This is a genomic window from Campylobacter concisus, from assembly GCF_003048595.2.
GTDB lineage: Bacteria > Campylobacterota > Campylobacteria > Campylobacterales > Campylobacteraceae > Campylobacter_A > Campylobacter_A concisus_L.
On sequence record NZ_CP049270.1, the window covers coordinates 282086 to 305133 of the forward strand.

Below are 23048 nucleotides of genomic sequence, written 5' to 3' on the forward strand. Positions count from 1 at the left end.
CTTTAAGGCTTAAAATTTTAATGTATTTAGATGAAAATTTAAAGCTTTGGCTAAGCGTAAAAAGCGCTCTTTTATCAGCATTTAGCTATCATTGCTTAAAAATTTAAGAGAGAAAAATGCATAACCTAAACCAACTTTTTGTCTTTACGAACTCGCGTAAGATTCGTGAATTTAATGCAAGTTTTAATGATGAGCTAATCCCAAAAAGCCTAAGTATTGCCGAGTTTTATAAAAAGATAGTTTATGTAGATGGTAGATTTGAGATTGATAGCACCTATGCTTTAGTGCTTATGAATAGAGCCTGTGCCAGTGTCAAAAAGGCAAACTCGGTGCTTAAAATCCCAACTGAGTTTTTTGAATTTTTGAAAAATAATGACTATCTTTTTTCATTTTTTAAAGAGCTAGCTATTAGTAAAAAGAGTATCTCTGAGATCAAATTTAACGATATTTACGCTAATTTTGAGGAGCATTTAAACATACTTGAAGCGGTTTTAAAAGAGTATGAGAGCTTACTTGATAGAGAAAATCTCTACGATGATATAACCTTGCCAAAAATTTATAACATAAATGAAGCTTACATCAAAAGCTTTAGTGAAATTTCACTGCATATAGATGGAATTTTAAGTGAATTTGAGTGGGAAATTTTAGAGAAAATCTCAAAGCTAACTACGCTAAAAATTATCTTTCAAACCAGTGTTTTCAATGCAAAGCTAATCAATAAAATAAAGCAAATTTCAGCTATTAGCGAGATTGAAAGTTACAAAAAATATGAGTTAAATTTAAAGACAAATGAGCTAATTTGCTTAGAAAATATCAAAAAATTTGAGCCAGTCTTAGAGAAGCGATTTGCCACTAGAAGCCTGCAATGTGCCTATGCTATGGCAAAGGCGAGCGAGTTTGTGCGTGAGGGCATAAAGCCTGAAAACATCGCTGTTATATTGCCAGATGAGAGTTTTAGTGAAATTTTAAGGTTTCATGATAGAGATAAAATTTTTAACTACGCTATGGGCGAGAGCTTTAAAAATACAAGATTTTATGAGGCACTTTTTTACATTACAAGAGCGATAAACGAAGAGGTAAGGCCGGTTTTTGATCAAAGCAAGTGTGAGAGCTACGAGGAGCTTGGCTTTATCTTGAGCACGCTTGGCGTAAATGAAGAGCTTTTTAATAAATTTAAATCAAGCTATTTTGATCTTTGCGACTTTGCTAAATTTAAAGAGCTAATAGATGAGCTTTTGGTGCTTGAAAATGAGCCAAGATGCGAAGAGAAGCTCGCACTTGAGCTTTTTAGGATCGAGAATTTATGTAGGTATTTTAGCTTTAGCTTAAAGCAGTTAAGTGAAATTTTTTTGCTAAATATCTCGCGTCTTAGCATCGATGATGTGGGTGGCGGAAAGATCAGCGTCATGGGCATGCTAGAGAGCCGTGGAATGAAATTTGATGGTGTGATCATAGTTGATTTTAATGATAACTTCATCCCAGCAAGAAGTACAAATGAGATGTTTTTAAACTCGAAAGTGAGGCAAAAAGCAGGACTTATAAGCTACCTTGAGCGTGAAAATTTGCAGAGATTTTACTATGAAAGTCTTATAAACAATGCCAAAAAGGTCGCCATAAGCTGTGTTTTAAACGAAGAGGGTATTCCTTCAAGATTTCTAAAAAATTTCAAAACAATAAAAGACGAGAAATTTAGTGATGAGGCGTATTTAAAATTATTTTTAAAAGGAAGTACAAGCCTAAATTTAAGCGATGACGAGATCATCTTGGAGCATGATTTTTTCACTAAACCGCTATCATTTTCGACGCTAAATTTATTTCTAACTTGCCCAAGAAAGTATTATTATGCAAAGATAGCTGGCATAAGGCCTGCAAAAGGCGTAGCAACTGAGCCAGGATCTAAGCAAGGAAATAGCGTGCATAAGGCGCTTTATGAATACTACACGAGTGATTTTTATAGACAAAAAAATATATTTGATTTGGCTATTTTTAAAGAAATACTTGCAAAGCAAGATTTTTCTTCGCTTGAGCTTGAGATTTGGTCGCAGAAATTTAAAGAATACGCAGAGTTTGAAAATGAACGTTTAAGTGCTGGCTTTAGAGTGCTTGAGTGCGAAAAAGACATAGAGAGCAGTTTTTGTGATGCAAAGATAAAAGGCATTATCGATAGGATCGATGCTAGCCCTGATGGTGAACCTTTTATACTTGATTATAAAACTGGTGATGCAAATGCGAACTCACTTCAGCTTGCATTTTATGAAGCGCTTTATGGTAGCGAGGTAAAAAGTGCTTATTTTGCTCTAAAGAATGAACCTGTGCTTATTAGCTCAAAAAAAAGCGTAGATGATCTAAAGGTCGAGATAGAAAATCTAAAGAGCATAAATAACACTAAGATAAATTTTGAAAGAAAAAGCGGAGCTTGTAAATTTTGCGAGTATGCCATACTTTGTAGGAGAGAGTTATGAAAGATTTTTTAGCCCTAAAAGCAAGCGCTGGAAGCGGGAAAACATTCGCTTTAAGCGTTCGTTATATCGCTTTGGTACTTAGAGGCGAAAATATAAACGAGATCATCGCTCTAACCTTTACCAAAAAAGCGGCCAATGAGATGAAAGAGCGCATAATCGCAACTTTTTTGGACTTGCAAAACAAAAAAGACGAGCTTGATAAGCTTTGCAAAGAGCTTAGTTTGAGCCAAGATGAGGTCATAAAAAGACGCGATGAGAAGCTTTATAGGTTTTTGCAAAGTGAGTTAAAAATTTATACATTTGATGCATTTTTCTCTGGAATCCTAAAGAAATTTAGTCAAAATTTAGGGCTTAGTCCTGATTACAGCGTGCAAGATAGTCTGCAAGATCTGGCGTGGAAAAAATTTGTAAAAGAGGCAAGTAAAGATCAAAAGCTTCTTAGTGAGCTTGCACTCATGATGATAATCTCAAGTCAAAAAGAGGCGAGCTTTTCGCAGACTTTGGCTAAATTTTATGAGAGCTTTGGTGGTGAGCTAAAGGATAGTGGTGCAAGCTATCCAGATGATAGCAAGGTAAGAGCAGCGCAAAAGGAGATAAATGAGTATATAGCCTTGCAAAATGGTGCTAGCGATACGGCCAAAAAGACATTTAAAGAGCAAAATTTGTTTGAGCTTTTTAAAAATAAGGTCTTTGAAAGAGAGAGCCTGGATTACCGCACTTTTAGCAAAATTTATACAAGTGAGCTTGATAGGCTCTTTAACGAGCTAAAAGAGGCGGCAAAAGAGTATATTTTGGAGGTTGAAAGATACAGACTTAGCGGCTTTAGCAAGCTCTTAAACGTTTATAAATACTCAAATTTAGAGCTAAATAAAGAGATAAACGCTTTAAGTTTTGCTGATATAAATAAGCTGGTCTTTAAGCTTTTGGTTGAAAATTTTGATAAAGATGTGCTTTATTTCAGGCTTGATGGCCGCATAAATCACCTTTTGATAGATGAGTTTCAAGATACAAATGTGATCCAATATGAGATCATCTTGCCAATTATCAATGAAATTGTTTCGGGATACGGACAAAACGGGCTTGGAAGCTTTTTTTACGTTGGAGATACGAAGCAGAGTATCTATAAATTTAGGGGCGGTAAAAAAGAGCTTTTTGATAAGCTTGGAGAGAAATTTGAGCAAATTTTTGTGGAAAATTTACCTAGTAACTACCGCAGTTTAAAGGCTCTAGTGAAATTTAATAACGCTGTTTTTGAAGAAATTTATCATAGATATGGGCTTAGTTTTGAGCCACAAAAACCAGCTAAAAAAGATAAGGAACTAAGCTACAAAGTAAATGGCGAGTGTCCTTATTTTGAGGTCAATGAAGATGACTACGGCTACTTGCGTGTGCTAAGTTACGAAGATATCGCGGGTGCAGTCGTTTCACAAGTAAAAGAGCTACTTGCTGCTGGCGTAAATGCAAGCGAGATAACTGTGCTTTGCTGGAAAAATAGTGACATTAGCCTCATCTCAGAAGTGCTTAGCAGTGAGGGGATAAAAAGCATAAATGAAGGCACCTTGGAGCTAAAGCGAACGCCGTTTGTTGCAGCGATCATTGAGTATGCGAAATTTTGTCTTTTTGGTGAAGAAATTTATGAAAAAAATGTAAAAGCACTTGTAAATACAAATCCTAAAAAATTAAAAATAAAAGCCGAAGATAGTGCAACAAAAAGCCTATTTTATCTAGCTAAAAATTTATATATAAATATGGCTGATGTTGATATTTTAAGGCTTTTTGAGTTAAGCAGTGGCTATAAAAATTTAAGCGATTTTATCTTTAATCTTGAAAATTTTAGTTCTAAAATCAGTCCTAAAAATGCTGATGGCGTAAAGATAATGACTGTTCATAAGTCAAAAGGGCTCGAGTTTGCTCACGTGATAGTTTGCGATATGATGAGTAAGGGCAGGAGCGATGACTCAAGCTTTATAACCGAATATAGCGAAAAAGGCGAGTGGATAGTAAAAAGCCGAATTTCTGGCAGAGAAAATTTTGACCCTGAGTATGCTGGTGTGTTAGAGCAAATAAAAGAGCTTGAGAAGCAAGAAAATATCAATAAAATTTACGTCGCTTTCACTAGGGCTACAAAGTCGCTTATTATCATTAAACAAGCCGCTCCAAGTGGAAATAGTCCTAGCTTTTTTTCTTTTTATACTAGAAGTGATAAAAGCGAAGTAAACGACTATCTTGATCTAAAAGAGTTTAGCTTTGGTAAAATTTTACCTAGCAAGAGCGAGCAAAAAGAGGCTATAAAAGATGAAAAAATGCCTGAAATTTTAAAGATAGAAAGGCAAGATGTAGAGGCAAGAGAGCAAAAAACGAGCGGTAAAAATTTAGAGGCAATTTATTTTGGCTTAGCGTTTCACTATTTGCTTGAGATGAGTGAGAAATTTGATGAAAATTCGCTTTTAAAAGCCAAGAGTTTAATGCTAAATAAATTTTACAAATTTCTCTCACCTGATAGGCTTGAAGATGCCTTTAAACGGGCAAAAATGCTAATAAATGAGCCAAAATTTATAGAGTGCATAAAAGATAAAGAAATTTACAAAGAGCAGCCATTTAAAGTAAAAAATGAACTAAAACAGATGGACTTATTTTGTATTGGAGAGAGCGAAATTCGTGTGATTGACTATAAAACGACAGATAAAAATATTGAGGAAAATAAAAAACAAGTTGGAGAATACAAAGAGGCATTAAGTAAATTTTATCCAAAGCATAGTATAATCGCCGTCATCTTCTACGCTCTTGATGGAAAAATTTCATATATTGAAGTTTAAATGCTACTTAATTTAAGCTTTATAAAAGCATTGTTTAAATACAATCACAACTCAAAAATTAACTTGGCAAAGGTAAGAAAATGACAAAAATAACAAAGCCAAACGAAGTTAAGCGAGACTGGATCGTTGTTGATGCAGCTGGTAAACGTTTTGGTAGATTGCTAACTGAGGTAGCAACTATACTTCGTGGCAAAAACAAACCATGCTTCACGCCAAACGTAGATTGTGGCGACTATGTTATCATCATAAATGCTTCAAAAGTAGAATTTACTGGTAATAACAAAGCTGAAGATAAACTTTATCACAGACACTCAGGATACTTTGGTAGTGTAAAGAGTGAAAAATTTGGCGATTTGATAGCAAATAAGCCAGAAAAACTATTTAAATTAGCTGTTCGTGGAATGCTTCCAAAAACTAAACTTGGAAGAGAGATGATAAAAAAACTAAAAGTTTATGCTGGCAGTGAGCATCCTCATACGGCACAAATAGCTAAAAAAGAAGGAAAATAATTATGGCAAAAGTTTATGCAACTGGTAAAAGAAAAACTGCCGTAGCAAAGGTTTGGATAAAGTCTGGAAGCGGTAAAATCGTAGTAAATGGTATGGATCTTAATACTTGGCTTGGCGGACATGAAGCTATAAAGCTTAAAGTAATTCAGCCACTTCTAGTTACTAAACAAGAGAGTTTAATAGATGTAGTAGCCACAACTTTAGGTGGTGGTTATTCAGCACAAGCAGAGGCTCTAAGACACGGCATTTCACGTGCTTTAGCTGATATGGATGCTGATTTTAGAGCAGCACTTAAACCAAAAGGCTTGTTAACTAGAGATTCTCGTGTTGTTGAACGTAAGAAATTTGGTAGAAGAAAGGCAAGAAGAAGCCCACAATTCTCTAAACGTTAATGAATTTTTGCAAGTGCTTTTGCATTTGCAAAATTTAAGTTGTGTAAATTTCAAATTTACATTGTTAATTAAATTATGATTTAGAGTCGGTTAAATTTTATTCAGTTAAAATGTAACCACTTTAAAATAAATCCTAAGAAAGGAATTCTAAATATGAAAAAGATTGCTTTAGCTATGGTTGCCGCAACAGCGGTTTTTGCGTCTAACGCAGCATATAATTATGAAGTTACTCCAACTATTGGTGGTGTTCACCCAGAGGGAAATCTACGTGTAAAAGACCATAACTTCGTTGGTGTTAGAGCTGCTAGAAATCTTGAAGATTTTTTCTTTGATCAAGTAGAACTTGGTGTTGATTACACTCAAAAAGCAAAAGAAAAAACAGGTAGCTTAACAAGAGAAGGAAGAGTTCTTAGATATCATGCAAATCTTGTAAAAGATATAGTTGATTTTGGACCAGTTAGTCTGTATGGCTTAGTTGGTGCTGGTTATGAAGATGTTCCAGCTATTTTTGTTAAAAATGAAGATGGTGGTTTTGGTCAATATGGTCTTGGTTTAAGATATCAAGTAACTGATAGATTTGCTCTTAAAGCAGAGGCAAGAGATGCTATCAAATTTGAGCATGCTGATCACAACCTATTCTACTCACTAGGCTTTGGCATCGGTCTTGATTCAAAAGCAGCTCCAGTAGTTGCAGCTGCTCCTGTTGTAGTTGAGCAAGTAGCTGTTGTAGTTCTTGATGATGACAACGATGGCGTGCCAAACGATATCGATCAATGCCCTAACACTCCAGCTGGTGTAGTTGTTGATGAAAGAGGATGTGAAAAAGTTATCGTTCTTAGAGATCTAGATGTTAACTTCGCATTTGATAGCTACAAAGTCGGACCAAAATATGCAGCTGAGATCAAAAAAGTAGCTGACTTCATGGGCGAACACCCAGATTATAAAGTTGTACTTGCTGGTCACACTGATAGCGTAGGTGCAGAAGCTTATAACCAAAAACTATCTGAAAAAAGAGCAAAAGCTGTAGCTGATGTTCTTGCCGGCTATGGCGTAAGCGAGGATAAAATTTCAACAGTTGGCTACGGTGAGCTTAAACCAATTGCTACAAACAAAACTAAAGAAGGCCGCGCTCAAAATAGACGCGTTGAAGCTACTTTCAATAAATAATCTTATTATTTAAAGTTACTTCTTTTTGGGGCTTAGCTTCGGCTAGGCCCTTTTTTATTTCTACGGAGAAAATGATGAAAAAAACCATACTTTTTGATTTGGACGGTACGCTTATTGATTCAACTTCTGCTATTTTAAAAGGATTTGATAGAGCTTTCTTGTCTCATGGTAAAAAAGAGCCAGACCATAATGCATTAAAGTCTTTGGTTGGTCATCCGCTTGAAATAATGTTTGAAAGACTTGGTGCAAGCAAAAATTTAATTGATAGCTATATAAAAGAGTATAAAGCTTGCTACGAAAAAATTTATCTTGATGAGACGGTACTCTTAGATTATGCAAGTGAAGCATTGAAGGAGGCAAGTAGCTTTGCTAATGTTGGTATAGTTACTACGAAAACTTCAAAATTTTCTATTATCTTGCTTGAGCATTTAGGAGTTATGAAATATATAAAAACTGTTATTGGAAGAGACGATGTTACTGATCCAAAACCAAATCCAGAGCCAATAAATTTGGCTTTAGGTAGACTTAATAAAGATAAAAATAATGCATTTATGGTAGGTGACACCATTATGGATCTAATGGCTGCACAAGCTGCTTTTGTTACAGGCGTAGGTCTAACTTGTGGATATGGTCAAAAGAGTGATTTGGAGAAATTTAGTAAACATATTTTCTCAAACCCATTTGAAGCCGTTAGCTTTATAAAAGAAGTTTGATAATCTAATATTCCCGAGCTGCTTATATTTTAAATTAAATTCAACATAACGTTTAGCTTGCTTAGCTATAAAATTTATTCCAAAAATTCGTTGCTTTTGTTTGGCATAAAATCTTTTTAAAGTATTTATTATGAATTTTTAACATCTAAATTACTTAAATTGATTTTCTTAAAAGCCTACTTTCCTTTCATATTAAATCTATTTTATTTAAAATATGAAAATTTATCTAAAATTAGCTAATTTTAGGAGATCATAGATTTAAGACCCTAGCCACTTTTAGAGCGCTCGCAAATGCAAAATGCAAGTTGTATCCACCAAGCATACCAGTGATATCTAAAACTTCACCTATAAAGTAAAGCCCTTTTACGCTTTTGTACTCTAAATTTTCATCTAAAAAATTAGTTTTTACGCCACCTTTTGTAACTTCAGCCCTTTCAAAGCCAAATGTCCCAGCTGGGGCAAATTCGTAAGCAAAAAGCCTTTTTATGATACTTTTTTCATCATCACTAAATTCATAATAAGCTCTATCTTTTAAGCCAAAATTTCTTAAAAACTCCAGCACAAATCTCTTTGGTAAGGGCAAAACCGAACTAAGCTGCTTTTTGCCATTTATTAAATTTTTCTCACTAAATTTGGACAAAAAATTTATGCAAATTCGCCCCTTTTGCCAAAATAGCGAGGCATTTAGTATCGCTGGTCCGCTTATGCCCCTATGCGTAAAAAGCAGATTGTCACTAAAATTATGGCTTTCATTTTTGCTATTTATCTCCACCTCGGCGTTTAGGCTGATGCCACTAAGCTCTTTAAACCAAAACTCATCTTTTTGTACGCTAAATCCAACAAGTGCAGGCGCGAGAGTTGATGTTTCAATGCCAAAATCATTTGCTATTTTATAGCCAATATCGCTTGCGCCAAGGGCTTTGTAGCTTAGTCCGCCACTTGCGATGACTAAATTTATAGCTCTAAATTTCTCATCTTTTGTCAAAATTTCAAAAATTTCATCTATTTTTTTAGCGCCAAGAACTTCTTTGTTATAAAAAATATCTGCATTTTGCCTTTTTAAAAGTACGCTCAAGACGCTCTTTGCGCCGCTATCACAGAAAAATTGATTTTGCTTTTGCTCACTAAATCTAAGCTCGCAAAAAAAATTTAAAACTTGATCTGGAGTCAGCACTTTTAAAATTTGCTCTATAAATTTTTGCTTGCCAAGGTAGTTTTTAGCGCTTATGAAGCGGTTTGTGATGTTGCATCTGCCTCCACCGCTTGCTAGGATCTTTTTGCCAGCGCTGCTATTTTTTTCTAAGATGGCAACCTTTTTACCCTTTAAATTTGTCCCTAAAAAGAGCCCACTAGCGCCAGCACCAACGATGATGACGTCGTAGATCAAAACTTCAAGCTCTCTTTTAAAGCCGCCTCGCTTGTTAGGCGAGAGTCAAATTTGATTACTTGATTTTTCTCGTTTTTGTAATAATCCACCACGCCTTTTTGGCTATTTAGTAACTCTAAATTTAAGCTTACTTCAGGGCTTAAATAGATATTTTTAAAAATTCTTGGATCGCTTAGGCTAAAGAGCAAAACAAGCCAGATCACGCAAAGCACCACGCAGATGATTGCGAGTACTTTAAAGCCAAAGGCGTGCAAGATATACCCACCAAATGCACCTCCAACAAAGCTTCCTAGATAGCCAAATGAATTAAAGACACCAAGGGCTGAGCCTTTTTGTGAGGATTTTACAAATTTTGTTGCGGTTGATTGCATGATGGGCTCGTGAAGGTTAAATCCTATAAAAAATATAGCAACTCCCAAAACGAAGATAAAAAGTGTAAAGCTAATGGCAAAAATAGTGTAGGTTAGGGCAAAAAGTAGCGTACCAGATATCAAGATAACCTTGCTAAGTCCCTTGCCATCGCCCAAGGCGCCAGCTAGCCCCATAGCCAAAAAGCCAAGTACGGCACCAAGCGAATAGATCTTGTAAAGCTCACTACTTTCGTAACCATACTCTTTTACCAAAACGATAGGGATCACCAAAAATGCGATGCTTGCTAGCATCTTTTGCATAAAAGAGGTGAAATTTATGATCATGTAGTCTTTTTGTAAAAAAAGCTTACCAAATGGCACTTTTTCACTTTTAGCACTCACTTTTATCTCTTTTGGCACAACGGTGTAAAGAAGTACAATGCAAAGTAGGCTAAGAGCGGCACTTAGGTAAAAGAGGCTTGAAAGTCCATAGTCTTTGGCAAGAAGCGGCCCAAGTACCATAGAAAGTGTGAAACTAAGCCCTATAAAAGCACCCATTATCGCCATAGCTTTTGAGCGTTTTTCTTCTGTTATATAGTCACTTATCATCGCAGTTGCAACTGCTCCGATAGCACCTACGCCTTGTAAAAATCTACCAAATAGCATGGTAAAAATATCGCTTGTAAGTGCACAAATTATTGAGCCGATGATAAAAACCAAAAGTCCGATCGTTAATGTTTTTTTGCGTCCTATCCTATCCGAGAGCGCTCCAAAAGGCACTTGAAATATCATCTGTGAGATCGCATAGACGCCTACTATTAGCCCTACTAAAAACTCGTTTGCTCCGCGTAAATTTAAGGCATAAAGGCTAAGCACTGGCAAAACTATAAAAAGACCTAAAAACCTACTTGCTATGATAAAAGATAATGGTAAAACGCTTTTTAACATAAAATTTTCCTTATTTTTAAAAGGACTAAGTTTATCATTTTAACGCTAATTTAAATTTAAAAATTTAATCTACTTTTTTGTAAAATACGCCCAAAAATTAAGGAGCTCTTGCAATGAAGATCGTGCTTGCGACGTCAAATCTAGACAAAGTAAAAGAGATAAAAGAGTATTTAAAAGGCTATGAAATTTACGCCTTAAGCGAGGTTATAAAGCCATTTGAGATCGTTGAAGATGGCAGCACTTTTCAGCAAAATGCACTCATAAAGTCAAGAGCCGTCTTTGCAAAGCTTAAAGAGCAGGGACTTGATAGTGAGTTTATCGCACTTAGTGATGATAGTGGCATCAGCGTGGATGCACTTGGTGGCGAGCCAGGAATTTACTCAGCTCGTTATTTTGACCTTGATGAAAATGGCAAAGTATGCGGCAAAAACGCAAATGACGCAAACAATAGAGCAAAACTCATTAGCAAGCTAAAGGTTCTAAATTTAAAGAGTTCATCAGCGCACTATACTGCCTGTATCGCTATTAGCTCGAAATTTGGCGACTACACAACTCATGGCTTTATGTATGGCAAAGCGATAGATGAGGAGCGTGGTACAAATGGCTTTGGCTATGACGCACTTTTTATCCCAGATGGCTTTACTAAAACGCTTGGCGAGCTAGATAATGAGACGAAGCTTAAAATTTCTCACCGTTCAAAGGGACTTGAGCTTGCAAATTTTGTGCTAAAAAGTCTAAAGAAAAACTTTAGTTAAGCTCTTTTAGTCCTTTGTTGGCTCGCTCTAAAAGATCCCGTGCGCGAGGATTTTGCTCTTTTCCATTTAAAATTTCAAGCACTTTTTTGTAGTTTTTGGCGGCTTCGTCCTTTTGCTTAAGCTTTGCTAGGTCGTTAGCAAGCTCTACTAAAAGCTCTGATCGCACAAGCTCGTTGCTGCTTAACTCTGGCGTGATATCAAGTAAATTTAGCGCTAGAAGGTGGTTTTCATGGGCTTTGTCAAAGTCGTTTTTTAGGTAGTAGGTGCTAGCGATGCCTTTTATACAGATGAGTTCGTCGTGCATCGGAGCATTTGGCACGTCGTCATAAATTTTTAGAGCTTCTTGAAAATTAGCAAGCGCCTCGTAGTATCTGCCTAGCGCCTTTTGTGCCGCACCTAGGCTGTGATAAGAGCGCGCTAGCAGAAGTTTGTCACTAACGTTTGCTGCGAGCTCTAGGGCTTTTTGCGAGAGCTCTAGCGTCTTTTGTGGCTCTTTATTTACCATGCACATGCTAGCGCCATTTATGAGCGAAGTGATCGCCTGCTCAGTGTTGCCCTCTTTTAAGCAGACATCAGTCGCTTGCTCGGCTAAATTTATGGCTCTCTCCAAATTTCTATCGCTTTTATAAAACTCCCTCACACTCTCTTGTATTAGCTCGTCACAGCTACTTGCAAAGAGGCAAATAGGCGCTAAAAATGGCAAAATTTTCTTCATCTTTTTACCTTTAAATTTTTGCCTTATTTTACCTTTTAAAGCGAGAAATTTATATTAACTTCGCTAAAATCACTAAAATTTTAAGGAGCCAAAAATGTCAAATATCTTAATCATCGGAGCAGGTGGCGTTAGCCAAGTCGCAACCGTAAAATGTGCGATGAACTCGGACGTTTTTACAAATATCACCCTTGCAAGCCGCACAAAAAGCAAGTGCGACGCGATCGCTAAATTTATAAAAGATCGCCTAGGCGTGCAAATTGGCACCGCCCAGATTGACGCGGACGACACCGACGCGGTCGTAAATTTAATCAAAAAAACGGGCGCCGAGCTACTGCTAAACGTCGCGCTACCGTATCAAGACCTAACCCTCATGGACGCGTGCTCTCGCGCCGGTATCCCATACATCGACACCGCAAACTACGAGCACCCGGACACCGCCAAATTTGAATACAAGCTGCAGTGGGCGAAGGACGGCGAGTTTAAAGCCGCAAACACGATGGCGCTGCTGGGAAGCGGCTTTGATCCGGGCGTAACGAACGTATTTTGCGCCTACGCACAGCAAAATCTCTTTGACGAGATCCATGAGATCGACATCCTAGACTGCAACGCAGGAGATCACGGCTATCCGTTTGCGACAAATTTCAACCCAGAGATAAATTTACGCGAAGTTAGCGCAAAGGGTCGCTACTGGGAGCGCGGCGAGTGGAAAGAGACCGAGCCGATGCAGATAATGTTCAAATGGGACTATCCGAAAGTGGGCGTCAAAGATAGCTACCTGCTCTATCATGAGGAGCTAGAAAGCTTAGTAAAAAACATCAAGGGGCTAAAGAGAATCCGCTTTTTCATGACCTTTGGACAGAGCTACCTAACCCACATGAAATGCCTAGAAAACGTCGGTATGCTGCGCATCGACGAGGTAGAACACAACGGCGTAAAAATCGTGCCGATACAGTTTCTAAAGACCTTACTGCCTGATCCTGCGTCGCTAGGCCCTCGCACGAAAGGTAAAACCAACATCGGCTGCGTGATACGCGGCTTAAAAGACGGCAAAGAGCGTCAAGTCTACATCTACAACGTCTGCGACCACGAGGCTTGCTACGCCGAGACGGGCGCGCAGGCAGTAAGCTACACGACTGGCGTGCCTGCGATGATCGGCTCGATGATGGTTGCAAAGGGCATTTGGAGCGGCAAGGGCGTCTTTAATATGGAAAATTTCGATGCCAAGCCTTTCATGGATGAGCTAAATAAGCAGGGCTTGCCGTGGGAGATAATCGAAATGAAACCAGGCGAGAGGTATGAGGTAAGGTAAGAAATATTCTAACAAGATGGTAAAATTCTTTACCATCTTTTATTTTCTATTAAATATGCAATCTTCAAGCTCTTTGTAAACCAAAGTATCTGATAAAATAAAATTTGATAAATTTTCTTTAAAGATTTCAATATTAATAGGCGTCGTTATGCCACAACACTTTTTAATTTCTCCACCATTATCCTTCACATTGTTATTTACTACATCTGTTACTACAGCATCATACCTACTCTCATCAAATTGGTGCCCATTTTTGTCACAATAAGCCTTTAAAATCTCTTTATCAAATAAATAATTTTCTATTTCCCATCTTTTCATAACTCTAAAGCTATTTTCTTGACCATTAAGGTATTCTTGCCTATCAAATTCACTCACATTGCCGCCTGAAGCTATATCCCTATCTTTAAATACCCAAATTTCCAAGTCATTAAATACTTTTCCCAGTATGGCTATCGCTATTCTACTTCTATAGTCTAGCTCAGTATTCCCACCACTTGATACAAATAAAGTATCTGGATATTTTTTATTGAAAATATTATTTAATACCTTTGCATCCAATCCTTTTTCGTAGCTATCTTTTGATTCTGCTCTCCCTTCGCAATAAATTATTCTTTTGGGTGCAATTAAGCCTGTTAAATCGTCTAAGGCAGTTTCAAAAATTTCTTTCCATTCATTATAGTTTTTATCAATGGGTTTTAGTTCTATTTTATCGGATAGATTAATGTTTTTATGAAATTTAATAATTTGACTATTGCCTATAAAATCGTTTTGTAAAGCCCTTAAAAAACCTATGCTGTGCGTTGTTATCCAAATTTGACCTTCATCATCGATTAGATTATTTATCTCTTTCATAAGATTTCTTTGTATACATGTATTTATATGAAGCTCCGGTTCGTCTATCAAATAAATAGAGCCTTTATATTTTTCTTTTCTCAAAAATAAATCTAAAAGTATATCAACTACTTCTTTTTCGCCAGAAGATAAACTATTGAAAGAAAATTTTACATCAGAATCAGACTTTTTGAAAAATAAAGTGCCATTGCCACCTTCAACTTCTCCCATACTAACTATTTCTAAATCTAAACAGTTTTTAATTGAATTATTTAGTTGGTCTACAACATATTTTCTGGCTTCAGATGGTTTTAAATCATTGTCATCTCTATATGAATTAAAATATGCAAGCAGTCTCCTATAGTTTTCTTCTATTTTTCCATCAATACTAACGGAATAGCTAGCGCCATATTTATTTTCCTCTATTGGGTTGACCGCTCTAATTTCTTTAATATTTAAATCATTGTTATATCTATATGGGCTTCTAAACGAAAATAGACTATTTAGACTATTTTTATATTTTTCTATATTACGCAGTTCATTCTTTCTATAAACAATGCCATCTACAACAAAATCTATATCGATTAGTTCATAGAAATTTTTATTATTTGATCTAAAAAAATTATCCTTAACACTACCGTATGGATCTGCTCCTATATATGCACCCAAAGATGGGCCTAATGCGATAAAAGCGTCCAATACACTACTTTTACCACAACCATTTGGGCCGACAAGAGCAATGATTTTCTTTGGGCTATCTCCTAGATCAATAGTTAAGTCCTTAAAACGTTTAAATTCTTGTATACGCACTTTAGATATCTTCATTGTTAAACCTCATTATTTTTAATTACACTTCTCAAATTTCTGCTTTAAAATTTTAAAAATCTCGTGCTTTGAGAGCTCGTATTTGTCGTATATCACGGTGTCATCATCGCCGGTAGGCTGCATGAGGCCGTATGCTATCGCGCTCCAGCCCGCCTTTTTTAAATTTTACATTTAAAACGCTAATTTTGCGCTTAGCGTCTATCTCGCGGATGCCGATTTCATCGATATCTTTAAAATAAAATTTCGCATTCTTACCGCCTTTTTGTATGAAAAACCCGCCATCTTCGATTTTTCGGTATCACAGAATAAGAAACTAGGATAAAGAGGTAACTTCGGCGCAAGCTAACTTACTGGCGCCGAATTTGAAAGTTATTTTATCGCTGCTTCAAAGCCAACATCTACATCTGGATAGCTCTTTCCACCATGAAATGGTTTGGCAGCAGCGGCAAATTTATCAAAGCTCTCATTTAGCTTCAAATCATTTACAAGATCAACTAAAAATTTTGCCATTAGCTTGCCATTTTGCACTTCATATTTTGTTTTAAAAATTTTTGAGTTACCATTTATGCTAAGCTCAACATCCATTTCTCCGGCTTTATCATCGCCATTTACTGCTACGATCTTACCATCTACGGCCTTGCCATCGAAAATAATGCCAATCCTTTTATCGCGGTCAGGTAGCTTTGTGTCGATATCTTTTGGCTCTAGCTTAAATTCAAAGCTCTTTAAAAAATCAGCAAAATTTGCATTTTCTTGACTTTTAAAATTTATCGTCTTAAAAGTACCTGGTACGGCTGTTTTATTTGCTAGCTTGTAACCAGTAAATGTTACCTTTGGTTCACCTTCTACACTAAATGCAAGAGCTGAAACTGCAAAAAATGAAGCTGCTAAAGCAACAGAAGTAAGTTTGTTCATAAAGAATCCTTTTTATAATATTGATAATAAATATCGCAAATTATATATCCACTTACTTCAAAAAAGACTTAAAAACTCTTTTTAATTAATGAATAAATTTTTAATAGCTTCTTACTCTGGATCATCGCTAAAATCGTTATCCTTAAAGATCACATAAAAATTTATGAGCCAAAAAACAAAAGCGATTGCTATGAGTGTCGCTGGTAAATGAATGTAAAAGCCACCCCAAAAATAAGCCAAAATTCCTCTGCTAACACCAGCTAAAAGAACTAAAATAAAAGCAACCTTACTAAGACGTAAAAACTCAAGCTCTTGTCCGCTATGACGAAGTCCTGCGACATTAAATATAAGCATCACGCTAAAAATTACTGCATTTATTGCTATTAGATGCATAAAATTTGTTTCAAGATGGAGCCCAAAGATACCGCTAAAGCCGATTCCTAAAAACCCAACTGCTAAAAATAGCTGCATAAAATAGTATAAAAGCACAAAACTATGCCTAAAAAGCTCTTTATAGTGCCACTCTTTAAGCTTTGCAAGTACCGCGCTTCCACAAGCTATCGCAGCATAATAGACGCCCATGCTTGCTTCAAAAAATATATTTAAAAGTAAAAAGGCACAAACGCAGCAAATAGCGATATTTTTATAGATAAAATTTGGCACAAAAACAGCTTCATCCATGCCTTTTTCTCTTTTTAATGCTTCTTTTCCAAGTACGACACTAACGCGGTAGGAGATGAGTAAGATAGCGATTACGTGGATAAAAACTTGTAAATTTAGAAATTTTTCGTTGCCGCTTATTAGATAATAAATTTCAAAGCCTAAAATGCCAAACAAAAAGCCAAGTACGCCAAATTGATCATCATTTTTATCTCGCCAGATCATATAAAGGCAAAGCAAAACCAAGTAAAGCCAAAAAAGAGCGATAAAGCAGTGTGCTAAAAATAGGCTAAAAAATGCCAAGATAAAGCTTACGATAAAGAGTGAAAATAATATATAGGCGTGTATTTTTAGAGATGCTTGAAAATTTGTCCAATCAGTTAGTCCAGTTAGCAAAAATCCAGCATAAGCAAGCGCTAAAAAAAGTTGCAAAAATATAAATTTATGCAAACTCACAAAATCAGTTGGAGTAAAAAATACACTTGCGCCAAGCACCGCACAGGCGGCACTCATTAAGAAAAATATCCTCATAGGATGAGTAAAAAAGTTATTAATCATAATAAATTTGCCCTTTGAAATTTTCATCTATCATCTTGCTAATAAACGTAAAATCACGCTCTTTGAAATCTTTATCTATTTCAAGTTCTCTTTGTATGACTGCGCCTTTACTTGATAGGAAATAAATTCTATTTGACATCTTTACAGCTTCCATTCTATCGTGTGTGACAAGAACCACACTCATACCTTCGCTTACTCTTTGTCCAATAATCTCAATTAAAATTTCTTTCATATCATAATCAAGCCCAGAAAAAGGCTCATCCATCAAAAGTAGATCAGGTTTTGTTACGACCGCCCTTACAAAAGCGACCCTTTGTCTCATGCCACCGCTTAGCTCGCTTGGGTATTTTAAAATGTCTTTTTGGCTTAATCCAACCTTTTTAAAAAGCTCTAAAACAGCGTTAATGTCTGGTTTATCCATAACTAAAAGCACATTTTCAAGAGCATTTTTCCATGTTAGCAGGCGATTTTCTTGAAAAAAATATGTAATCTTTTTAAAATTATTAACAATTTTCCCTTTTCTAGGCTCATTTAGTCCGCTAATAAGCCGAAGTATCGTCGTTTTGCCACATCCTGATGGTCCAAAAAGCGTCACTACCTCGCCACCTTTTACATTTAGGCTAAAATTCCTTACGACCTTATCTCTTAAAATTTCATACTCTACATTTTTAAGCTCAAGCATCATCTTCTCCAAGGCATCAAAGCTATTTTTAGTGGCTCGATGATGAGGTATTCAAAAAGCATGATAAGAGTGATGCTTAAAAGAACATATGCCATTACCTCGGTTGTTTCAAGCATTGCCCTTGCATTTGCTATCTTTGCTCCCATGCCGTTATTTGCACCTAGTAGCTCAGCCATTATCACTATCTTTACACCCATTGCGACAGCTACGCTAATAGAGCTTATTATGTAGCTCGTAAGATGCGGGATGTAAAGGTGTCTTATCTTTTTTAAAATTCCTAGATTATAAGCGTCAAACATCTCTTTTAGCTCCTCATCTACGCTACTCATAGCAACTGCTGAGCTTGCAAAAGTAAGCGGTAAAACGGTTATAAAGATAGTAAAAACGGTGCTAAAATTTCCAAATCCAAACCAAAAAATAGCAAGTACTATCCAAATAATTGGTGGCATTGATAAAAGCAAGGTAATAACAGGCTTTAAAAAGGCTGCAAAACTTTTAAAACTACCTGCTATTAGCCCTAGAAATATACCAAAAAATGTTGCCGAGCAAACTCCGATCAGTGATCTGCAAAGCGTTATATTTATCTCGCTGTTTTTATAATCTTTTAAAATTTCACAGGCTTTTAAAAATACATCTTTTGGTGGCGGAAGCAAGAGTGGGGAGCTAAACTCGCTTCCCACTTGCCAAATGGCTAAGATCAAAAAAACTACGGCAAATCCACTAAATCCGCCCCAAAAATAGTCAATTATTTTTAAAAAGCTTGAGCGATCTTTTTTAATGCCATCGATTAGTATCATAAAAATAGACCTTTATCTGGCATCTTGCCACCTAGAAATTTTGGATTAAACTGATAAATTTCTTCAAAAAATGCCATGATCTCATTTTGTAGTTCATTTGCTTTTGTCACTGTTAGATTTGCCTTATCAAAAGCATTTGCAAGTGCTACTTCTGGAGCTGGCAAGTAGCTTGAGCCTATCTTTGCTGCACTTTGCTTGTTTTCAAGTATCCATGAAAGTGCATTTTTAAGATCGCTATGAAGCGTGTCAAATAGACTTAAGTTTTTCTCGTAAAAGCCTCTTTCTACGATGATTCCAGCCATTGGGATTATAGGTTTTGTACCAAAACTCTCGCCCCAAATTTTTGGAAAATCAACTGAATAATGCACGCTAACGCCTGCTTTTTTACCGCGCAAAATAGTCGCTTCGCCAAGAGGTTGTGGAACTATTAAAATGTCAAAATCTTTTTGTAAAAATAAAAGCAGAGCCTCAGGTGGTGTTGCTGTATAGGTAATGTCTATTTTGCTAACGTCTATGCCTCGCTTCTTGCAAAGCGCTCTTAAAACAAGATCAGGCATATCACCTCGAAATGGCATGATAAGCTTTTTGCCTAAAAAATCTTCTAAATTTTTGATCTTTTCATCCTTGACCATAGCGTTCATAACGCCAAGAGTCAGCAAATTTAACATCGCAAAATCAAGCCCTTGGTTTCTTAAATTTGCAGCGACATTTGATGGTGACATCGTGACCTTGATATCCCCACTAGCTACGCCTGCACGCAGCTGATCTGGTGTTTTCCATATATTTAGACTTACATCATAAGTTTTGTTTAGCTCGCCTTGCAGTGAAGCAACTGCCATGATAACGCTTGGGATCGCTGGTGCGCCCCACATAGTAAAGCTCTCTTTTGCAAATAAATTTGGCGCAAATGCGCTAACGCCTAAAGCTGTGCTAAGTCCTAAAAATTTTCTTCTATCTAACATCTTTTTCTCCTTTAAAAACTGCTGTGAAAGCTAATGAAAAATGTCCTGCCAGGGGCATGAACGACTACCGGATCAAGTGCTGCTACGTGATCGCCGCTGATAAATTCTGCATAATCTTTGTCAAATAAATTTGCTACGCCAAATCTTATGCCAACTTTATTTTTAAACTCTACACCACCATAAAGATCAAGCAAGCCAAATCCCTTTGCGGCCTCTTTTTTATCGATGCCTAGACCATTTTGCTTGCTAAAATCACCTCTAGTTTGCTTTGAAACTAGCCTTAGTGCAGTGCCTAGGTTGTAGCTACCAAAGCTTGCATAGTCTTTGTAGTCAAATGCAAAATTTGCCTCAAAAGGCCTTATCTGATAAAGTGACCTGCCATCAGTTTTGTTTTGTCCGTAGTTGTAGTAAAGTGAGCTTTTTAAGCCAAAGTGCCTTGCAAAGCTATATTCTGTATTGAAATTTACACTATAAAGCGTTGCATCAACGTTTCTTGAGATGACAGCATTTTTGTTTAGCGACATTGGGGCTTTTGAGTGGCGTCTATCAAAAATGATCAAATTTTTAACGCTATCAGCGATGAAATGCCCACTAAAGCTAAATGCATCTTTGTTTTGAAGCGAATTTAGATACTCTTTGTAAAACTCGCTGCCAAATTTAAAGCCAAGAACTGCTCTATTGTGCCTTTCTGGCTCTAAATTTGGATTTGCTATCCAGCCTTTATCGCCTGTGCCATAAAGTGCGTTAAAACGCTCCATATTACTTGGCAAGCGAGATAAACTCTCAAGTTTTGCAAAATAGCTATCCTTATCGTTTGGTGTAAATTTATATTTTAGGCTTGCACTAAAAGCGTCTTTTTTGATCTTATCACTTACGTCCTCACCATAAATTTGGCGAACTAATTTACGAGTGGTATTAGGTGCGATCGGATTTTGCACAAAAAATTTAGTGTCGATGCCATTTAATTTACTTCTTTGCTCTTCATATTTTAAGGCAAGAGAGGCTTCATTTGCTTCATTGAATTTATAAGCAAGTGTGTCAAAAAGCATAAATTTATCATTTCTGACATCAGCAAATCTGTATCCGTTAAAGACCCAGTTGTTGCCTTGCTTCATGTATCTTTTGCCGTCATGTTTATCTTTTTCAAAGCCAGCGCCTATTTGATTGTGAAAGCTTGCAAAGTCAGCGTCATACTTTAAATTTGCCTCAAATATATTTCTCTTTAAATCCACTTTTACATTTGGAGTAGCATCTCTTAGATGAAAATTATCAGCTTTTCGCTCAACCTTTTTTAGGATAAATTCAAAATTTAGCGTATTTGAAAGATCTTCTTCGCCTAATCTAATATTTAGCTTGCCAACTTTTCTTGTCGTTTTAAAGGCATCCATCACGTGCTCTGGCTGCTTGTCTTTATCGATATTATCCCTTAAAAACGTAAGTCTAAGCTCGCTAAGATCATTTGGCACGAAGCCTAAGATAGCGCTTTGGCCTTGCCTGTTGTAGCCATAGTCCCATTTTTTGCCACTTCCGTCTTTATAATTATTTGCTTTGGTGAAATTTGCATTTAAGATGGTGTAAAAATTTGCGCCACGATATTTAAAAAGTGATGAATTGTAAAAGCTTTTGCCATACATTCCAGCCGAGATATGAAACATATCAGCTGAGTTATCAAGTAAATTTGTAACAAATGGATATTCGTTTCTTTGAGTGCGGTCAAATTGATTTTCCACAAAGGCGCTTTGTGCAACGTTTGGCGTGATGACTGGCGGCGGAGCAAATTCTCTAATAGGCTTTATAATGTCTAAATTTGCTTCATTTGCTAGAAGCAGTGATGAAAGAACTGCTAGGCTTAAAATGGGCCTCATGTAAACTCCTTTTAAAGATATAATTATGATTTCTTTTATCATAATTATAGTAGCAAAACCATTTATAAAAGTTGATGTAAGTCATCCTTTAAATTTTTAATCCATAATTACGAGTCTATTGTAGATAAAATGCTTAATTTTATTTTTGCAAGAGTAGCTAAATGGTGTAAATTTAATGTGAAAAAATGTATAAAAATTTTGATAATTGTTATATAAAATTTTAAATCGTAGGTCGATTTAATTAGGCTCTAAAATTATTAAGCCTATCTCTTAGCTCTTTTGAAATGGTAAATTTTGAGAGTTCATATTTATCAAAAATGATGATCAAATCATCACCTAGTGGTTGCACTAACCCAAAGCAAACATCTCTATTAAGACGGTTTTTCTTAAATTTTACGCTTAAAGTTTCTACTTTTTTCTTATCGCCAAAGCTCTTAATGGCGATTTCGTCGATATCTTTAAAGTAAAATTTTATACTTTTTGAGCCTTTTGTGATAATAAATCCATCATCTTCAATACGTAAAAAGTTGTTTTGAAAAATTTTTCTAACACAAAAGAACGCTGAGAGAGCACCAATGATGATGCCAAAGAGAGACGCTGTGCCAAGAGCTAGATAAAAGTAGCCAAAAATGCTAAATATAAATAGTCCAACGCCAAACGCCAATGTTAAAAATAGATCTTTTTTACTCTCTTTTGTTGTCACCATATCTCCTTATTAAGCTAAAATACCAGCACCATTTATCGTTTGGCTGCGCTCTTTTGCATAAATTCTCTCGCCATTTATCACGTCATATTTCCAGATCGGCGCATTTGCCTTAAAGTCCTCGACAAACTCATTTATAAGCCTTAGTGCGACCTTTCTTTGAGGGCTTACTACACCTGCTACGTAAGAGCTCGTATGCACCGGCACGTCGCCTTTTGAGTGAGCAAAGAGCACGTAGGCATTTTCTTTTTTGGCTTGCTCCTGCCAAGCATCTAGCCATTTTTTAAGGATCGGCTCATAGATGTCAAAACTAAGCGCCGAAATGCCACCTTCTTCTCTTACGATTCCAACAAAAGTGATTAGCGCTCCGCAGTTTTTATCCTTAAAGCGTTCATACCACTCGTTTGTGATGCTTTGAACGTCCAAGCTTCCATTATAAATTTGCATCTTAGCCCCCACAAACTGGTGGTAAGATAGAAATTTTATCGCCTGATTTAAGAGCAAAATTTATATCGCTTACGATCTCGTCATTTACAGCCACAGCACAGATATTTAGCCATTTTTTAAGCTCTTCTTTCTGGCTTAAAGCCTCTTTTATCTCGCCTAAATTTTTTGCCTCTACTTTTATATTTTCAAGCCCGATAGGCCCAAGAAATTCGATCTCTATCACGTTTTATCCTTTGAGATTTTTGCTGATTTTACTTAAAAATAAATTTAGATATACTTA

The 23048-nt window shown here is 36.3% G+C and carries 21 protein-coding genes; 8 read left to right on the top strand and 13 right to left on the bottom strand.

The window, feature by feature from the left end:
• Positions 1-116: 116 nt before the first annotated feature.
• The 6 genes from CVT15_RS01400 to CVT15_RS01425 all read left to right on the top strand — a co-directional run bounded on the left by CVT15_RS01400 (position 117) and on the right by CVT15_RS01425 (position 8059).
• A complete protein-coding gene (locus CVT15_RS01400; protein ID WP_107898097.1) occupies positions 117-2462 on the top strand; it encodes a PD-(D/E)XK nuclease family protein in 2346 nt (781 codons plus the stop codon).
• On the top strand, positions 2459-5278 hold the full coding sequence (locus CVT15_RS01405) for a RecB-like helicase (RefSeq protein WP_103577064.1): 2820 nt from the start codon (positions 2459-2461) through the stop codon (positions 5276-5278). The genes CVT15_RS01400 and CVT15_RS01405 overlap by 4 nt, the downstream gene beginning before the upstream one ends.
• Before the next feature lie 80 nt (positions 5279-5358).
• Positions 5359-5787, top strand: coding sequence for a 50S ribosomal protein L13 (gene rplM / locus CVT15_RS01410; RefSeq protein WP_002939292.1), 429 nt, complete (start codon positions 5359-5361; stop codon positions 5785-5787).
• A gap of 2 nt (positions 5788-5789) precedes the next feature.
• The gene (gene rpsI, locus CVT15_RS01415) at positions 5790-6179 is read left to right on the top strand and encodes a 30S ribosomal protein S9 (protein ID WP_002939337.1); all 390 of its coding nucleotides are present in this window, start codon (positions 5790-5792) and stop codon (positions 6177-6179) included.
• 153 nt (positions 6180-6332) lie between these two features.
• Entirely contained in the window at positions 6333-7346 is a 1014-nt protein-coding gene (locus CVT15_RS01420; protein WP_103577063.1) for an OmpA family protein, read from the top strand.
• 74 nt (positions 7347-7420) lie between these two features.
• Positions 7421-8059, top strand: a complete 639-nt coding sequence (locus tag CVT15_RS01425) for an HAD family hydrolase (RefSeq protein ID WP_107898096.1) — start codon at positions 7421-7423, stop codon at positions 8057-8059.
• A 250-nt stretch (positions 8060-8309) separates the two neighbouring features.
• Here the strand turns inward: CVT15_RS01425 and CVT15_RS01430 are convergent, their stop codons facing one another.
• Both CVT15_RS01430 and CVT15_RS01435 read right to left on the bottom strand, forming a co-directional pair.
• Positions 8310-9446 (bottom strand): NAD(P)/FAD-dependent oxidoreductase, encoded by a 1137-nt coding sequence (locus CVT15_RS01430; RefSeq protein WP_103577061.1) that lies wholly within the window; start codon positions 9444-9446, stop codon positions 8310-8312.
• Positions 9443-10744, bottom strand: a complete 1302-nt coding sequence (locus tag CVT15_RS01435; protein WP_103577060.1) for an MFS transporter — start codon at positions 10742-10744, stop codon at positions 9443-9445. Before CVT15_RS01435 ends, CVT15_RS01430 begins: the two co-directional genes overlap by 4 nt.
• Positions 10745-10857: 113 nt before the next feature.
• Here CVT15_RS01435 and CVT15_RS01440 point away from each other — a divergent pair, with 113 nt between their 5' ends.
• Positions 10858-11499, top strand: coding sequence for a non-canonical purine NTP pyrophosphatase (locus CVT15_RS01440; protein WP_103577059.1), 642 nt, complete (start codon positions 10858-10860; stop codon positions 11497-11499).
• Here CVT15_RS01440 and CVT15_RS01445 read toward each other — a convergent pair.
• Positions 11492-12214 carry a tetratricopeptide repeat protein gene (locus CVT15_RS01445; RefSeq protein ID WP_103577058.1) on the bottom strand — a complete coding sequence of 241 codons (723 nt, stop codon included), beginning with the start codon at positions 12212-12214 and terminating at the stop codon, positions 11492-11494. The genes CVT15_RS01440 and CVT15_RS01445 overlap by 8 nt on opposite strands.
• A gap of 94 nt (positions 12215-12308) precedes the next feature.
• Between CVT15_RS01445 and CVT15_RS01450 the strand changes: the two genes are divergently transcribed.
• The gene (locus tag CVT15_RS01450; RefSeq protein ID WP_107898095.1) at positions 12309-13523 is read left to right on the top strand and encodes a saccharopine dehydrogenase family protein; all 1215 of its coding nucleotides are present in this window, start codon (positions 12309-12311) and stop codon (positions 13521-13523) included.
• A 39-nt stretch (positions 13524-13562) separates the two neighbouring features.
• On the opposite strand, the gene CVT15_RS01455 is transcribed toward CVT15_RS01450, so the two are convergent.
• From CVT15_RS01455 to CVT15_RS01500, 10 genes are all read right to left on the bottom strand, one after another.
• Positions 13563-15179, bottom strand: a complete 1617-nt coding sequence (locus CVT15_RS01455; RefSeq protein WP_107898094.1) for an AAA family ATPase — start codon at positions 15177-15179, stop codon at positions 13563-13565.
• 369 nt (positions 15180-15548) lie between these two features.
• Complete coding sequence (locus CVT15_RS01460; protein WP_103577055.1) at positions 15549-16094, bottom strand: hypothetical protein; 546 nt, start codon at positions 16092-16094, stop codon at positions 15549-15551.
• 111 nt (positions 16095-16205) lie between these two features.
• Positions 16206-17312: an NnrS family protein gene (locus CVT15_RS01465; protein ID WP_103577067.1), complete on the bottom strand. Its 1107-nt coding sequence runs from the start codon at positions 17310-17312 to the stop codon at positions 16206-16208.
• Entirely contained in the window at positions 17305-17994 is a 690-nt protein-coding gene (locus CVT15_RS01470; protein WP_103577054.1) for an ABC transporter ATP-binding protein, read from the bottom strand. The genes CVT15_RS01465 and CVT15_RS01470 overlap by 8 nt, the downstream gene beginning before the upstream one ends.
• The gene (locus tag CVT15_RS01475) at positions 17994-18791 is read right to left on the bottom strand and encodes an ABC transporter permease (RefSeq protein ID WP_054196111.1); all 798 of its coding nucleotides are present in this window, start codon (positions 18789-18791) and stop codon (positions 17994-17996) included. Before CVT15_RS01475 ends, CVT15_RS01470 begins: the two co-directional genes overlap by 1 nt.
• Complete coding sequence (locus CVT15_RS01480; protein ID WP_103577053.1) at positions 18788-19753, bottom strand: ABC transporter substrate-binding protein; 966 nt, start codon at positions 19751-19753, stop codon at positions 18788-18790. Before CVT15_RS01480 ends, CVT15_RS01475 begins: the two co-directional genes overlap by 4 nt.
• An 11-nt stretch (positions 19754-19764) precedes the next feature.
• Positions 19765-21618 (bottom strand): TonB-dependent receptor domain-containing protein, encoded by a 1854-nt coding sequence (locus CVT15_RS01485; protein WP_107898093.1) that lies wholly within the window; start codon positions 21616-21618, stop codon positions 19765-19767.
• Between the two features lie 241 nt (positions 21619-21859).
• Positions 21860-22321 carry a molybdate transport repressor gene (locus CVT15_RS01490; protein ID WP_103577052.1) on the bottom strand — a complete coding sequence of 154 codons (462 nt, stop codon included), beginning with the start codon at positions 22319-22321 and terminating at the stop codon, positions 21860-21862.
• 12 nt (positions 22322-22333) lie between these two features.
• Positions 22334-22768 (bottom strand): molybdopterin synthase catalytic subunit, encoded by a 435-nt coding sequence (locus CVT15_RS01495; RefSeq protein WP_103577051.1) that lies wholly within the window; start codon positions 22766-22768, stop codon positions 22334-22336.
• Position 22769: 1 nt separating this feature from the next.
• Entirely contained in the window at positions 22770-22991 is a 222-nt protein-coding gene (locus tag CVT15_RS01500; RefSeq protein ID WP_087585430.1) for a MoaD/ThiS family protein, read from the bottom strand.
• Positions 22992-23048 lie beyond the last annotated feature (57 nt).